Consider the following 16169-nt stretch of genomic DNA (forward strand, 5'->3'; position numbering starts at 1 on the left):
ATCTGTGCTGATAATAGTTTAAAGATGCAGAATAAATTTCAAAAGACCGGGCATTTAGTGAAAGAACATTAAATAAAAAAGGAGCGCCAGGCGCTCCTTTTTACTTCATATCGAATTGATTACTTCGTCCAGTTCACGCTTGCACTGTGTACATCCTGTGAGTTGGTACCGATCTGTATGATAAACTCACCCGGCTCCCACACATATTGCAAATCGCTGTTATAGAACTTCAACAGCTCAGGTGTTACCGCAAACGTTACTGTTTTGGTTTCACCGGGCTGCAGCATTATTTTCTGATAACCTTTCAGCTCCTTTACCGAACGGGTTACGCTGGCAACCGGGTCGGAGATATACAACTGCACTACTTCCTCACCTGCGTATTTACCGCTGTTGGTTACCGTAATACTTGCCTGTAATGCCTGGTTGCCTGTTACAGTTTGTTTATCCAGCTGCACATCGCCGTAAGTAAAACTGGTATAACTTAACCCATACCCAAACGGGAATAGTGGATCGTTGGGTATATCAAGATAACGTGATTTGTATTTTTCATTGCTTTTGCCATCATAAGGCCGGCCGGTGTTTTTGTGGTTGTAGTAAACAGGTATCTGGCCCACACTACGCGGGAAGGTGGCTGTTAAACGGCCTGCAGGGTTGTATTTGCCAAACAATACATCTGCCACTGCATTGCCTGCTTCAATTCCCGGGAACCAGGTTTCAAGAATCGCACTTACATGCGCATTTTCCCAGCCCAGCGTCATAGGGCGGCCATTCATCAATACCAGCACCACAGGCTTGCCTGTAGCCACCAGTGCCTGCAACAGCGCTTCCTGGTTATCGGGAATACCAATATTGCTGCGGCAGGCCGCCTCGCCTGTCATGCCGGATGCTTCACCTAATACAGCTACTACTACATCGGCCTGTTTGGCGGTGCTAACGGCTTCATTGAGCAATGCCTCAGGGCTTTTTGCATCGGCCACTATTTCTCCGCCATTGGCGTTAAGCTGTTTTAAGATGGCTGTATCATCCAGCAGATTGGCTCCCTTCGCATACAATACGTTTACTTTATCGCCTACCAGGTTTTTGATACCTGTAGCAATGCTTACCGCTTTTTTCCAGTCGCCCGCTGCACTCCAGCTGCCGATCATATCACGCTGGTTATTCGCCAGCGGACCAATCAGTGCAATCGTGCCAGACTGTTGCAGGGGCAATACCTGCTGCGCGTTTTTCAGCAACACGAAAGAGTGCTCGGCCACCGTACGTGCAGCAGCCAGGTGTTCTGCACTCATGATTTCTTTGGCAGCACGGTCTTCACTGCAATATTTGTAAGGGTCAGTAAACAAACCCAGCTTGTATTTCGCTTCCAGTATGCGGCGGCAGGCATCGTTAATCGCGGTAAGACTAACCTTTCCCTGCTGCAACGATTGCTTCAACGTGGTTAAAAAACCTTCGCCTACCATGTCCATATCCACCCCTGCATTCAATGCACGGGCCGATACCTGCTGCAGGTCACCAATGCCATGCGCGGTCATTTCATTGACAGCTGTATAATCGGTTACCACAAAGCCTTTAAAGCCCCATTGCTTGCGCAGCAAATCGGTCATCAGCCATTTGTTGGCAGTAGCAGGTACGGCATCCACTTCGTTAAAGGAAGTCATTACACTGGCTGCACCCGCATCAACAGCAGCCCTGTAAGGTGGCAGGTAGTACTGGTACATTTTAATGCGGCTCATATCAACCGTATTGTAATCACGGCCTGCTTCTGCGCCGCCGTATAGCGCAAAGTGTTTTACGCAGGAGAGTACCGTGTTGTTGCCATCAAAGCCATTACCCTGGTAACCTTTTACCATGGCTTTGGCTACTTCACTTCCCAGCCAGGGGTCTTCACCTGCTCCTTCCGAAATACGGCCCCAGCGCGGGTCGCGGGCAATATCCACCATGGGCGAGTACGTCCAGTTTAAACCATCGGCACTGGCTTCGGTAGCGGCTACCCTGGCAGATTGCTCCACCAGCCCCATGTCCCAGGTGCTGGCAATACCCAATGCAATCGGGAAAATAGTTTTGTGGCCATGAATCACATCATAACCAAAAAGCAGGGGTATATGCAGGCGCGATTCTTTTACCGCCAGCTCCTGCAGCTTGCGAACGGCATTCGGTGTAAAGGTGTTGAACACGCCGCCTACCTGGCCTTTCCTGATTTTACTATCCACATCCTGGCTTACAATAGGGCCGGTTACATCAAAGCCAACTGATACCAGGTTCAGCTGACCAATCTTTTCTTCCAATGTCATTTTCTGCATCAGCGTACTCACATAACTGTTCATCTTCGCATCCTGCGCCATGCTGTGCAAAGGCAGGGCACCCATAAGTGTTCCTGCAAGCAATCGAACTAACTGTTTACCTGTTTTCATAATTCCTTGTTGGGTTATGGTATCAAATAAGGCGCTATGGCTTTCTGTAAAATGCCATAGCCCGTTTTATTCATATGCAGCATATCGGCTACAAACAATTCCGGACGTGGTTGCCCATCGGGCGTAAGCAGTTGTGCATATACATCTATAAAAACTGCATGCACCTGCAGGTTGAAATAGTTTTTGATCAGCGCATTTGCAGCCACCATTTTTGGCCACAATGCCTGGCGGCTCGGACTGGGCTTTATTGAAACATAGGCAATATCTATCGTTGGCAGCTTGCGGCGTATCAGCCGGAACAGCTGTATAGCACGGTCTGCAACGGTTTCAGCCGTTATGGTATCTGATGTAACAAAATCGTTCTCGCCACAATAAATCAATATCTGTTTGGGATGATAGGGAAAGATAATATCATCTGCATAACGGATCACATCAGGCAAAGTAGAGCCACCGAACGCCCGGTTCAGCATTACCTGGTTGGGAAAATAATCCTGCACATCCGTCCACTTGGTAAAGGTTGAACTGCCGATCAGCAATATGCTGTTGGGCTCCGGCATGTTGAGACTATCACTGACTTTAAATGCCTGGATATCGTTCCAGAAAGGATATTGCGCAAAAGCAGCCGTTTGCAGCAGGTACATGCAGGCAAACGCAAGCAGCCGTTTCAGTAAAGCTTTCATGTAGTGAATTTATGCGGTTATTGTTACACAAAGCTATAAAAGTTCATGGGGGAAGGTTCAATTGTTTGATAGTTTAATTGTTCCATTTGTTCTTCATTCAATATTCTTCAGGTAAGGGCTCTCAAACCCCAGCCGCTTCAGCCCGAACTGTATTTCCGGGCAACTCATAAACAATTTCCATAATAAGCCCGTGCGGTAATTCTCAATCATTGCCACAATTGGCCCTTCATCAATGGCCAGGTAAGCGCTGGCATACCAGTTTTTCTCTTCGCTGAATGCATCGGTAAAACCATACGGCCCCCATATTTTACTGCCTACAGAATCATAAAAATACCGCAGCGCCCGCATAGATTGCGCCGGGGTATACGGGAAAGCAGATAAGGCAGCTGTTGGCGTTATTACCCCCAGGTCGTTTTCCGGCGAATGCGCGTTATAGCCTTCGTAATTATCACTTGCGGTAAGTCCCCAGCAGTTGGGGCCATAACCTTTGTATCCTTTGGGATTACGTACGCAATGCTCATAGTTAATCAGCGTATGATTCAGGTTCTGCAGCCAGTAATCGCCGTATTGGTCTTTTAAACCGTGCGGGTCAAGCCCCAGGAAAGAGTAGTGTGTAAAAAACAATGGGCCGCCATAATCAAACCCAAGTGGCAAAGTAATGCCGTAGAATGTTTTGCCGTTTTTAAAATGATTGCTCTCTGCCCAGCAATGATGATACACCTTCGGATCTATGGCATATTTGGGCGATGCGGCAGCAAGAATGTAGGTGATCAGCGTTTCATTCCAGCCGCGCAGTTCAAAGTTCATACTCCACCCATTGTTCGGGCTCCAGTGCCAGTACAGCAAATCCAGTCCGCCACGCGTATGCCAGTTCCATTCCGCTCCTTCCCATAACCAGTTAATACGGTTACGCAGCTCCGCTTCTTCGTTGTTGTTCCCGTTAAAATATTGTCTTGCACATAAGAGGCCCTGGAATAAGAAGGCAGTTTCTACTAAATCGCCGCCATCATCTTTCCTGCTGAAAGGAATGGTTTTACCGGTTTCTCCATTCAGCCAGTGGGGAAATATGCCATGGTAACTATCGGCCTTCCATAAAAAGTCAACTATCTTACGCAGTCTCGCCGTAGCTTCTTCGCGCGTTATCCAATTGCGGCTGGCAGCTACTACAATATCCATAATACCAAAGCCCGAACCACCTGTGGTTACTACTTCATCACCGTAATTATAGGCTACATTGCTGCGCTCGCGTGCCAGCCCGCTTACCGGGTGCGCAAACTCCCAGAAATAGCGGAAGGTCTGGCGCTGCGTTAATTCAAGCAATGCCGTATCCGATAAATTCGCGAGCCTTGTAACATTCGCCTCTCCCTTTGCAGCAGCGGGTTTACCCTTCTTCTGCGCATACACACATACCGGCAGCAACAGCAATAGCAAATGTTTTGATAATCGCATCATGTTCATTGAATTTATGAAGTGAGCCTTGCAGTGTTAACCGCAAAGCTCACATTGAATAAAACACACCAAGCGCACACATGCAACAGCGCATAGTATCTGCAACAATACATTAGTTGTAATTCGGATTCTGTTTCAATCTGCCGTTGCTGAGTGCGATCTGATCGCTGGGTATGGGGAACACTTCATTCTTGCCGGCCTGGAAGTTTTTGCCTTGCGCCTGCAGCCATTTGGCAGCAGTGCCCTGGCGCACAATATCAAAAAAGCGGTCATGCTCCATGGCCAGTTCAACACGGCGCTCATGCCAGATGGTATCCCGCAGCTGGCCTTGCGATACACCCTGCACTGCAGGCAAACCGGCACGCGCACGCACCCTGTTTAAGCTGCTTAAGGCAAGCCCCATATCACCGGTTTCATTGGCTGCTTCTGCATTCATCAGTAACACATCTGCAAAACGCAGTATGCGTAGGTTCTTGGGTAAATAATCCGTAACACCGCAATTGTCTTCTGCCGTACGGCTGTGGTAGGCTTTATAGCTGTACATGGTGTTCTGCACAGAATCCTGTCCGGGTATCCTGAAACCATCCCACAAAGTAGTGCCCGTAGCGGTAATGAAAATAATGGTGCCTGCTTTTCTTTTATCACCAGGTTCATAGCTGTCTGCCAGGCTTTGCGATGGTGTGTTAAATCCAAAACCCAAGTCCTGCCACCCACCTTTGCCGCCTGAGCGCGGGCCCTGGCAAACGGTGTACAATTGAATCGCATTTTTACAGTTGGCATTTACACCGGTCTGCACTTCAAAAATAGATTCAACCGAGTTTTCTCCTTTCTGGCGCCAGATATCTTCATACGTAGGATATAAATCATAACTGCCGTATGTACCTGCTATTACTTCATTGGTGAGGCTTAGTACCTGCGGCCAGTTTTTACGGTACATGTATACCTTGGCCAGCAGGCTGGCAGCCGCGCCCTTGTTGGCTTTACCCACCTGCGATTGTTCTTTTACAGGCAAATTATTCACCGCAAAGGTGAGGTCGCTGATAATGAAATTATATACTGAATCTGCCGATGCACGTGTTTGGTACTGATCACTGTTGGCCTGCGAAGCATCAGGCACTTTATCAATCAGCGGCACCCCGCCAAAAAAGCGTACCATGTTAAAATAGAAATAGGCGCGCAGAAAGCGCACTTCACCAATCAATGCATTTTTTTGTGCATCGGGCAACGGACTTAACGGCAGTTTATCCAATGCCTGGTTTACACGTGCAATGGCCTGGTAATACCCTTTCCAGATGTTATTGACAATGCTGTTTGTAGAAGTGAGCGTGAAATTATCGATGTCTTTCGCAGGACCATAATCATCCGGCGAACTGCCTTTGTCTGCATTGTCAGATGCCACTTCCGTCATAATCACATAGTTTAAGCTATGCACATCTGTACCAAATGCATCGCCCAGCCACAGCGCGTTGTAAGCGCCTGCCACCAGGTTTACGGCTGCCTGCGGATCTGTTTTAATGGCATCTTCAGACACCAGTCCCTGCGGGGGCTCGTTCAAAAACTTTTTACAGGATACTGCCACCACTAACACCATTGCTATGGCTGATAAAGCAAACCTGTATTTTTTATGGTTAAGTCGTTTCATACATCAAATCATTTAAAGTTTACATTAACACCAAAAGCAAATGTGCGCGGCGTGGGGTAGGCATTGAGTTCAATACCGGCGCTCAGCGGACTGGTATTGCCCGTTGTGGCCGAGGTGGTGCTGCCCACCAGCTCAGGCGTAAAACCCGAATAGCCTGTTATGGTGAACAGGTTTTGCGAAGTGAGGTAAAACCTTATGGAACTGGCAGGGAATTTTTCACCCAGCACTTTGGATGAAAGTGTATAACCAAGGGTGAGGTTGTTCATGCGCAAAAACGAACCCGATTCTACAAAATAGGTAGAAGCAGGTGTGTTCTGGTCAATGGTGATCGGGTCTGTGGTTGACGGATGGTTTGCACTGAAACGTTTGTTGAAATAATCCGCTTCTACATTATCCCGGCTATCGTAACGGTAGGCTTTTTTACCATTGTATATTTTGTTGCCGAGGTTGCCATACAAATCAGCAGACAAGTCCCATGCTTTATAATTCACACCGAAATTAAAACCAAAGTAAAACTTGGGTTGATAAGAACCTGCATTAAAGCGATCGTCCGGCGTTATTTTACCATCGCCGTTGCGGTCGGCATATTTCAGCTGACCAGGTTTCGCATCCGGTTGTATCAGCGTGCCGTCTTTGGCCTTGTAGTTGTTGATCTCATCCTGGCTCTGGAAAACGCCCAGTGACTGCAGCACGTAAAATGTACCAATCGGCACCCCCTGGTATGAGTATGTCACATAACTCTGTTGCCCCACAGCACCGTCAAACAAAGGCTGCCCGTCTTTCAGGTCATCAATTTTATTGGTATTGAAAGTTCCGTTTACACCAACTGTATAGTGAAAGTCTTTACTGATATTATCTTTCCAGTTCAGGCCAAATTCAAAACCCTTGTTGCTGAATGAGGCGGCATTGGTAATATACTGCCCGTCAGGGTCGCCCAGTATACCCGGTATGTTTACTTTAATCAACGCATTCTTCGTTGTTTTTTTGTAGTACGTAAACTCACCGGTCAGCTTGTTTTTCAGCATGCCGAATTCCAGTCCGAAATCAGTTTCCTGCAGCGTTTCCCATTGAAGATTTTTATCTTTGATATCCTGTATCGCCGTACCCTGCAGAATCTGCCCGTTAAAATAATACGGGATATTCGGCGTGGCGGTTACAATAAACAGCGATGGGTCAATATTGTCGTTGGCCACACGTCCCCAGCTGGCTTTTAATTTCAGCAGGTTAAACAACTTCTGGTTGTCCATGAATTTCTCGCGCGATATAATCCATGCACCACCTATTGATGGCGAGGTTTCATAACGGTTTTGCGTAGAAAATTTCGACGTACCATCGTAACGCACAGAAGCTGTCAGCAGGTACTTTTGATCAAATGCATAGTTCACACGGCCCAGGTAAGATATCTTATGTGTAATGGTAGCAAGGTTATCGTTGGTGGCCGTTGTTGGGTCGCCGGCATACAGGTACCACAGGTCAGGATTAGGCGACACGTTTTTTACCGCACCTGTTAAATATTCATTGTGCGCACCATATACCAGGAAACCACCCAGCACGGTAAGATCGCTTTTGCCAAACGATTTGGTGTACGTAGCCGTATTATCCCAGGTATAGATAAAGTTGTTATCCCTGCGGTTGGTGAGCTGACTTAAATCATTGCGCTGGTTACCACCCTGTGTTAAAAAGGTAGTGGTATCGCCGGTTTGATAAAACTGGTAGTTATACGTTTTGCGGTTGGCATTGTACCAGTCTGCATTAAACATCGACTTCAGTGTAAGCGAACGGATGGGTTTGTATTCCAGTCCGAATGCGCCCTGCAGCCTGTTATCATATAAAGTATTGCTTACGCTTTCTATGTCCAGCACCGGGTTACCTACATTTTGAAATGCGGAAGTATTACCATAACGCCCGCCTATTTTCGATGGAATAACCGGTGAGGCACGGTATGCATCATTGTAAGCACCCACCAGGTTTACGTCATTGGTTTTACCGTTGGTATACGATGCCTGCGTAATCAGCTTCAGCTTATTGTTAATACTGTAAGTGTTGTTCGAGCGCAGGCTGTAGCGCCTGTACTTGTTGTCGATAATAATACCCTGGTCTTCATAATAACCGGCGCTGAAATAATATTTCACCGCTTCCGTACCACCCGAGAGTGATACTACCTGGTTGGTATTTATGCCCGTACGCAGCACTGCATCGTACCAGTCTGTATTCGAAGGATTGGAGGGTATCACCAGCGATGGCGTGGCATCTTTCTGGTAATCGGCATATTGCTGGGCATCAGCCAGCTTCACTTTGCGGGCTATTTTGCGGGTACCTACCGAGCCTGTATAACTCACCATCGGCTTGCCGGTTTTACCTTGTTTGGTAGTGATGATGATAACACCGTTACCACCACTTAAACCATAGATAGCCTGTGAAGACGCATCTTTCAAAATGTCTACGCTTACAATGTCGGCTGTATTGATATTGCGGATATCATTTGTTAGCACCCCGTCTACCACGTACAGCGGGTCTGCACCTGCCAGCATGGTACCCGTACCCCTGATGCGTACCGTAGGCTGTGAGTTGGGCGCACCCGAACTGATAATCTGCACGCCTGCAGCCTTGCCCTGCAATGCCTGTGTAGCTGTTTGCACCGGTTGTTTTACCAGTTCTTCCCCCTTCACGCTGGCTACCGCACCGGTTAAATCCCTTTTGCGTTGTGTACCATAACCTACCACCACCACATCGCCCAGTTGCCCGCCCGAAGGGGTAAGGGTTACGTTGATCATGGTTTTACCGGTTACAGACTGCTCTACGCTGTCGTAACCAATATAACTGAATACCAGAATAGACAGGTCACTCACCGTAATGGCATAGTCACCCGTATTATTGGTGGTGGTTCCTTTGGTACCACCTTTTACCTGTATGGAAACATTGGGCAGTGGCGCGCCTGTTTCATTCACTACTTTGCCGCGAATGGTAATATCATCGTAGTACCCGGCATAGGCAGCAGCCGTAAATAGCAGCCAGCAACCGGCAAGCAGAAACAAGGCACGCAAACCGGCAGCAGCATGCCGGCGCCCGGTGCGGTGCACCGGAGGGTGTTGTAATAAATACTTCATTGGAATGTGTTTAATTAAGTAGCCACCGGTACACTGTATTGCATTAAATGCATACCGGTAAAATCCGAAACCATCTTGGTTTATTTACGGCAGGTTGCTCAGAACAATGAGGGTGTTGTTAAAGGTCGGGGTGCAGTTGGATTTTGACCAGACAATAGGTTGCGCATTAAACACTACAAAGACAAGCATTATAAGCGAATTGTTGCACATACGTAGCGTAGAATTTGATGTATATTTACAAACTAACAAACGTTAGTGATTGTCAAAAAAAGCGTATTTTTGGAACAAACAGCGCATCATGGAAACAGTCGAGATCACGTGCCCCGACCAGGTGTTCCTGGACAAGCTGGACAGGGAGTTGAAAATTGAGCCGAAAGACTGGATGCCGGAACCTTACCGGCAAACACTCATCCGGCAGATAAGTCAGCATGCGCACAGTGAAATTGTAGGCATGCTGCCCGAAGGCAACTGGATTACCCGCGCCCCATCGTTAAAGCGCAAAGCCATATTGCTCGCCAAAGTGCAGGATGAAGCAGGCCATGGCCTATACCTGTACGCCGCAGCAGAAACACTGGGCATTTCACGCGAAAAAATGTACCAGCAGCTGCACAACGGCAAGGCCAAATATTCGTCCATATTTAATTATCCCACGCTTAGCTGGGCCGATATAGGCGCCATTGGCTGGCTGGTAGACGGTGCTGCCATTATGAACCAGGTGCCCTTGTGCCGCAACAGTTACGGGCCTTATGCCCGTGCCATGGTGCGCATTTGCAAGGAAGAAAGCTTTCACCAGCGCCAGGGCTTTGAAATTCTGCTCACGCTTAGCCGCGGCACCCCGCAGCAGCGCGCAATGGCACAGGATGCCGTTAACCGCTGGTGGTGGCCCAGCATGATGATGTTTGGCCCGCCCGATGCCTCCTCACCCCATACGCAGCAAAGCATGCGCTGGAAAATTAAACGTTTCACCAACGACGAGCTGCGGCAGAAGTTTGTAGATATCTGCGCAGAACAGGCAACTATTCTCGGCTTCTCCCTGCCCGATCCGCTGTTGAAATGGAATGCAACCACCGGTCATTTCGACTTTGGCCCCATTAACTGGGACGAGTTTAACCAGGTGATCAACGGCAACGGCCCCTGCAACAAAGAACGCCTCGATGCCCGCCGCAAAGCCTGGGACGATGGTGAATGGGTACGCGAAGCTGCAGAAGCACATGCCGCCAAACAAAAAACAAAGGCTGCCGCAGCCTGATAACACAAACAATACACCCATGCATACAGACTGGCCTTTGTGGGAGGTTTTTATCCGCAGCAAACAGGGACTTGATCATAAACACGTGGGCAGCCTGCATGCAGCAGATGCGCAGATGGCCATTGAAAATGCCCGCGATGTATACACCCGCCGTATGGAGGGTGTAAGCATATGGGTGGTGCAAAGCAGCGATATACACGCCAGCAATCCCGATGACGCAGAAAGCCTGTACGATCCCGCGAACGACAAGGCCTACCGGCATCCCACGTTTTACGATTTGCCCGACGAGCTCAGGCATATGTAACCAAACCCGCAACACAACATGCAAACAATGCCCGCATCTTTATTACCCGATACAACCATTATCAACACCAACGCGCGTATCAGTTATGTGTTGTACCTGGCAGATAATGCATTGATACTGGGTCACCGCAACAGCGAATGGTGTGGCCATGGCCCTGCACTGGAACAGGATATCGCCTTATCCAACATCGCACTCGACCTGCTGGGCCAGGCACGCCACCTGTACCAGTATGCAGCGGAATTGTATAACCAACTTAATCCATCGGCGCCTGTTACAGAAGATCATCTCGCCTACCTGCGCGATGTAAGGGATTTCCGCAACTGCCTGCTTGCAGAACAGCCCAACGGGCACTGGGGGCAAACGGTATTGCGACAGTTCTTCTTCAGCTGCTGGCAATATTATTTCTATCAGCAATTGCAGCATAGCAACGACACACAGCTGCAGGCCATTGCCATAAAATCGCTCAAAGAAGTAACCTATCACCTGCGCTGGAGCAGTGAATGGGTGATCCGCCTTGGTGATGGTACTGCGGAAAGCAAAACCCGCATGCAGCAGGCTGCCGCCGATTTGTGGCCCTACACGCATGAATTGTTTCAACCCGCAGCCTTTGAACAGGAAGCTGTATCTGCCGGTTATGGTGTTACACCGGGCAGCATTGAAAAGGATTGTCTTGGCAGAATACAACATATATTTTCGGAAGCTACGCTGTCTGTCCCGGTTACGCAACCAGGCCTGCACAGCGGCGGTAAAACAGGTGTACATACGGAACACCTTGGCTTTATACTCGCCGAAATGCAGTTTTTACAACGCGCCTACCCCGGCAGTGAATGGTAAACCCGATAAACTATGACAACAAGCCCGCAACCGTTAACAACGGCGAACATATGGCAGGTACTGGAAACCGTGCACGACCCGGAAATACCCGTGCTGTCTGTAATTGACCTGGGCATTGTACGCGAAGTAACCGTGCAGCAAAACGAAGTGCACATCACCATTACCCCTACCTATTCCGGCTGCCCTGCTGTTGATGCTATCCGTATGCACATACGGCTGGCCCTGTTACAGCAAGGCATACACGATATACATATTCATACCAGCCTTTCGCCTGCATGGACAACCGAATGGCTTACCGAGGCAGGCAAAAACAAACTCAAAAGCTATGGCATTGCCCCGCCGCTGCACCTGCAGCAGGTATGCTCACCCGATGCATTTCAGCGCGAAGAGGCCGTGCCCTGCCCACGCTGCAACAGCCACAACACGCATATGATCAGCCGTTTTGGCGCCACGGCCTGCAAAGCGCTGTACCAGTGCAACGACTGCCACGAGCCGTTTGATTATTTCAAATGCCATTAACACCTAAAACTGCCCCCATCCATGGACGCATCCGTTTTATTCTCTATCGAAGATCAGGTTGCCTGCATCACCTTGAACAGGCCTGCCAAACTCAACTCCTTTAACCGCGAAATGGCCCTGCTGCTGCAACAATTGCTGCACACCTGCCACACCTCGCCCGAAGTGCGTTGTGTACATATCACCGGTGCAGGCAAAGGCTTTTCTGCCGGGCAGGATCTGGCAGAAGTGACCGACCCCGACGGACCAGGCATGCAGCGCATTTTAAGTGAACACTATAACCCGGTTATTCTACAGATACGCCGGCTCGGCAAACCAGTGGTGGCCGCTGTAAACGGCGTGGCCGCAGGCGCAGGCGCCAACATTGCGCTTTGCTGCGATATTGTACTGGCAGCCGAAAACGCCAGCTTTATCCAGGCATTTTCTAAAATAGGTTTGATACCTGACAGCGGCGGCACCTTCTTTCTGCCACGGTTGATTGGCTGGCAAAAAGCTTCTGCATTAGCTATGCTGGGCGACAAAGTAAGCGCAGCCGAAGCTGCACAAATGGGCATGATTTATAAAACCCTGCCCGAAGAAAACTTCACCGCGCAAACCATGGCTATTGCCAAACAACTGGCAACCATGCCTACGCATGCGCTCGCACTCATCAAGCAGGCCATGAACAGCAGCCTCAGCAACACACTGGAAACCCAGCTGCACCAGGAAGACCAGTTGCAGCAACAGGCCGCCCGCACGGCAGATTTTAAAGAAGGCATACAGGCGTTCATGGAAAAAAGAACACCCGTATTTACAGGTTCATAGTTATACACCTAACGACGTTCAGTTAAGTGCTTTGCATACGCCTTTGCGCCCTTGCTCCATTGCGCGCCTTGCGTGAAAAAAGAGCTTAACTAAACTGCATTGTTTACACACGCATCAATTATTTCGCATGTTTTACGCATTCAACGAATTTATTCCCGTAGTACACCCTTCCGCTTTTGTACACCCGCAGGCTGCCGTAACAGGCAATGTCATCATCGGTAAAAATGTATACATCGGGCCCGGTGCAGCCATACGGGGCGACTGGGGCGCCATTGTTATTGAAGATGGATGCAATGTGCAGGAAAACTGTACCATACACATGTTTCCCGGCGTTACGGTTGTATTGAAAGAAGCTGCGCATATTGGCCACGGCGCTATTGTACATGGCGCCACCATTGGCCGCAACTGCCTGGTAGGTATGAACAGTGTTTTGATGGATAATGTAGATCTCGGGGATGAATGTATTGTAGGCGCATTAAGTTTTGTAAAAACAGGCACCATCATCCCGGCAAGAAGTGTGGTTGCCGGTAACCCCGCTAAAATTATTAAGGAAGTAAGTGATGAAATGCTCGCCTGGAAAACAGCCGGTACCGCTATTTACCAGCAACTGCCCGGTGATATGCACGCACACTGGCACCCCTGCGAGCCACTCGCCGAAATGCCCGCAAACAGGCAATCACCGGTGAATAATACATCGTACCAGCCCTGGCAACAGCAAAACAATAGCCCCGGTTAGTATAGCCTGAAAAGACATTTTCCCGCCATTGGCACCAACAAGGCCTTGAACGATCCTCGAACGACCCCCCGACGATCTTCGGGCGATACTACTATTTGCGCCAAAACGGTATGCTACAACAGAACATTACCCCCAGTCAGCGTTACAACAGTTATTTCCTTAGATTTTAATAATTCAATAATATTTTCCGGTACGGTATATGCCTCATGAGGTGGAACTTAGCATATGCGCTTACCGGTTTTACTACTGCTGTTAGTCTGCATTGGCATTTGTTACCGCAAAGTTTTGCAGAGCAAACGCTACGACTTTGTACGCCACCGCACCACCATTGATACGCTGTGCCAGGCCAACGGCATTGTGCGCAATATTGGTAACGATGATATTCCTGTTTACGTTATCTACTGCGAACGCCAGAATCTCCGCCTGCTTCCCTGCAACCTCCCCAACGGCTACCGCCAGCCCAACAAACCCGTTATCGTAAGCGGCAACCTCAAAGCCATGCAACTCATGGAACATGAATACGGCGAATACTTCGAAATCACGGGAATCAGGTAAAATTGTTTGATGGTTTGATGGCTTGATGGTTTGATGGTTTATACCCAACAATAAAACCATAAAGCCATGCAACAATTATTACAGATATTTGCAGCCAGATGGAAAAGACGAACTTTATCGATTACATCCGCATTTTTGCCAAAAGCGGGCATGGCGGCGCTGGCAGCAGGCATTTTGCCCGCACCAAATACAACGCCCAGGCAGGGCCGGATGGCGGTGATGGCGGACGTGGCGGACACATTATTCTGAAAGGCAACCAGCAGCTGTGGACCTTATTACACCTGCGTTACTATAAAAACGTACTCGCCGAAAACGGCGAAAACGGCAGCAAAAACAACTGTACCGGTCGTACCGGCAACGATGTGATTATTGAAGTGCCGCTCGGCACAGTAGCCCGTGACGAAGAAACCGGCGAAATGGAAGCCGAAATACTGGAAGACGGCCAGGAAATTATTTGGCTGCCAGGTGGCCGCGGTGGTTTGGGTAACTCCAACTTTGCCACCCCTACCAACCAGGTGCCCGACCATGCACAACCCGGTGAACCCGGTGTGGAAGGCTGGAAATCTCTGGAACTGAAGGTATTGGCCGATGTTGGTTTGGTAGGCTTCCCCAACGCAGGCAAATCAACCTTGTTAAGCGCTATTACTGCCGCACGCCCTAAAATTGCCGATTACGCATTTACTACCTTAACCCCGCAACTGGGCATGATTGAATACCGTGATGGCCGTTCGTTTTGTATGGCTGATTTACCCGGTATTATTGAAGGTGCGGCAGAGGGCAAAGGCCTTGGCCACCGCTTCCTGCGCCACATTGAACGCAATTCTGCACTGCTGTTCCTGATCCCGGCAGACAGTGACGATCACATGAAAGAATTTAATATCCTGGTCAGCGAGCTGGAACAATACAATCCCGATTTGCTGCAGAAAGATTTCATGATCGCCATCAGCAAAAGCGATATGCTCGATGATGAGCTGAAAGCCGCTATCAGCCAGGAATTGCCAGGCAATGTTCCCCATATCTTCATTTCCTCTGTTACCAATAAGGGACTAAGCGAATTGAAAGACCAGCTCTGGGAAATATTAAACAAATAACTATATATCATTTTCTTTAAACAAACAGCTGCATTTTGATACATACAGCTGTTTGTTTATTAATTTTTTGTGAATACAAGGCAAATATTACTTCTCTTCAGTATATTTGCAGTACACAATTCAGCGAACGAACAGTTCACCTTTCTTCGCAGAACCTTTTCGATCGAATAGTTCCCACCGTTTGCTTGTTCCGCCGATTGCATTGATTAACGCCTTGGCGTTCACGATTGATTTAGCATGTGATAGGATTGTTTTTGCCGCTTTTATTAAACCGCTAAAAATTATTGTTATGAAAAAACAATCATTCCGTGTAGTATTGAAACAGGTGTTGATGGCAGCCGGTATCGCAGCAGTAGTAACCCTGGCCCTGCCCGCATCAAGCAAAGCAAACACTTACAATAACAGTGTTGATTCAGTAGGCACATCCGTAAAAAAAGCCGAAATCCAATACCTTGGCACTTACGACAACAGCGTTTGGTTCAACATTAACTTCGCGAACCCCAATGCCAATAAATTCGAGATCATCATCAAAAACGATGAAAACGAAGTACTGTACCAGGGTAAATTCAGCGACAAGAATTTCTCTAAAAAAGTAAAAATCCTGAAAGAGCAGGACGAAATGAAACCAACGTTCATTCTCCGCTCACAGGACAATGAAACTGAACAGCGTTTCGTTATCAACAGCGCCACCCGGCTCATTGAGGAAGTAGTAGTTACAAAACTCTAACTGGTGACCACTTCATTTGCGTCACAAACAAATGAAACCATCAACAATAAAAATAGGTTGCCCCCTT

14 protein-coding genes are annotated in these 16169 nt (G+C 48.5%); 9 read left to right on the forward strand and 5 right to left on the reverse strand.

The window, feature by feature from the left end:
- Window positions 1–119: 119 nt before the first annotated feature.
- From bglX to DXN05_RS02910, 5 genes are all read right to left on the reverse strand, one after another.
- Window positions 120–2408 carry a beta-glucosidase BglX gene (bglX, locus tag DXN05_RS02890; protein WP_116845694.1) on the reverse strand — a complete coding sequence of 763 codons (2289 nt, stop codon included), beginning with the start codon at window positions 2406–2408 and terminating at the stop codon, window positions 120–122.
- A gap of 14 nt (window positions 2409–2422) precedes the next feature.
- Window positions 2423–3088: a GDSL-type esterase/lipase family protein gene (locus tag DXN05_RS02895; RefSeq protein WP_116845695.1), complete on the reverse strand. Its 666-nt coding sequence runs from the start codon at window positions 3086–3088 to the stop codon at window positions 2423–2425.
- Window positions 3089–3181: 93 nt separating this feature from the next.
- Window positions 3182–4540, reverse strand: a complete 1359-nt coding sequence (locus DXN05_RS02900; RefSeq protein WP_170148862.1) for a glucoamylase family protein — start codon at window positions 4538–4540, stop codon at window positions 3182–3184.
- A 109-nt stretch (window positions 4541–4649) separates the two neighbouring features.
- Window positions 4650–6179, reverse strand: a complete 1530-nt coding sequence (locus tag DXN05_RS02905) for a RagB/SusD family nutrient uptake outer membrane protein (RefSeq protein WP_211329965.1) — start codon at window positions 6177–6179, stop codon at window positions 4650–4652.
- A gap of 8 nt (window positions 6180–6187) precedes the next feature.
- On the reverse strand, window positions 6188–9286 hold the full coding sequence (locus DXN05_RS02910; protein ID WP_116845697.1) for a SusC/RagA family TonB-linked outer membrane protein: 3099 nt from the start codon (window positions 9284–9286) through the stop codon (window positions 6188–6190).
- Between the two features lie 298 nt (window positions 9287–9584).
- Between DXN05_RS02910 and paaA the strand changes: the two genes are divergently transcribed.
- From paaA to DXN05_RS02955, 9 genes are all read left to right on the forward strand, one after another.
- Window positions 9585–10535 carry a 1,2-phenylacetyl-CoA epoxidase subunit PaaA gene (paaA, locus tag DXN05_RS02915; protein WP_116846373.1) on the forward strand — a complete coding sequence of 317 codons (951 nt, stop codon included), beginning with the start codon at window positions 9585–9587 and terminating at the stop codon, window positions 10533–10535.
- A gap of 19 nt (window positions 10536–10554) precedes the next feature.
- On the forward strand, window positions 10555–10839 hold the full coding sequence (gene paaB / locus DXN05_RS02920) for a 1,2-phenylacetyl-CoA epoxidase subunit PaaB (protein WP_116846374.1): 285 nt from the start codon (window positions 10555–10557) through the stop codon (window positions 10837–10839).
- Between the two features lie 27 nt (window positions 10840–10866).
- Window positions 10867–11673 carry a 1,2-phenylacetyl-CoA epoxidase subunit PaaC gene (gene paaC, locus DXN05_RS02925; protein WP_116845698.1) on the forward strand — a complete coding sequence of 269 codons (807 nt, stop codon included), beginning with the start codon at window positions 10867–10869 and terminating at the stop codon, window positions 11671–11673.
- Window positions 11674–11685: 12 nt separating this feature from the next.
- Window positions 11686–12192, forward strand: coding sequence for a 1,2-phenylacetyl-CoA epoxidase subunit PaaD (gene paaD, locus DXN05_RS02930; protein WP_116845699.1), 507 nt, complete (start codon window positions 11686–11688; stop codon window positions 12190–12192).
- Between the two features lie 21 nt (window positions 12193–12213).
- The gene (locus tag DXN05_RS02935) at window positions 12214–12993 is read left to right on the forward strand and encodes an enoyl-CoA hydratase-related protein (protein ID WP_116845700.1); all 780 of its coding nucleotides are present in this window, start codon (window positions 12214–12216) and stop codon (window positions 12991–12993) included.
- A gap of 127 nt (window positions 12994–13120) precedes the next feature.
- Window positions 13121–13729 carry an acyltransferase gene (locus DXN05_RS02940; protein ID WP_116845701.1) on the forward strand — a complete coding sequence of 203 codons (609 nt, stop codon included), beginning with the start codon at window positions 13121–13123 and terminating at the stop codon, window positions 13727–13729.
- Window positions 13730–14014: 285 nt separating this feature from the next.
- Window positions 14015–14284: a hypothetical protein gene (locus DXN05_RS02945; RefSeq protein WP_116845702.1), complete on the forward strand. Its 270-nt coding sequence runs from the start codon at window positions 14015–14017 to the stop codon at window positions 14282–14284.
- Between the two features lie 98 nt (window positions 14285–14382).
- Window positions 14383–15375, forward strand: coding sequence for a GTPase ObgE (obgE, locus tag DXN05_RS02950; protein ID WP_116845703.1), 993 nt, complete (start codon window positions 14383–14385; stop codon window positions 15373–15375).
- 289 nt (window positions 15376–15664) lie between these two features.
- Window positions 15665–16102, forward strand: coding sequence for a hypothetical protein (locus DXN05_RS02955; RefSeq protein WP_116845704.1), 438 nt, complete (start codon window positions 15665–15667; stop codon window positions 16100–16102).
- Window positions 16103–16169 lie beyond the last annotated feature (67 nt).

It is taken from the genome of Deminuibacter soli, from assembly GCF_003412455.1.
Lineage (GTDB): Bacteria > Bacteroidota > Bacteroidia > Chitinophagales > Chitinophagaceae > Deminuibacter > Deminuibacter soli.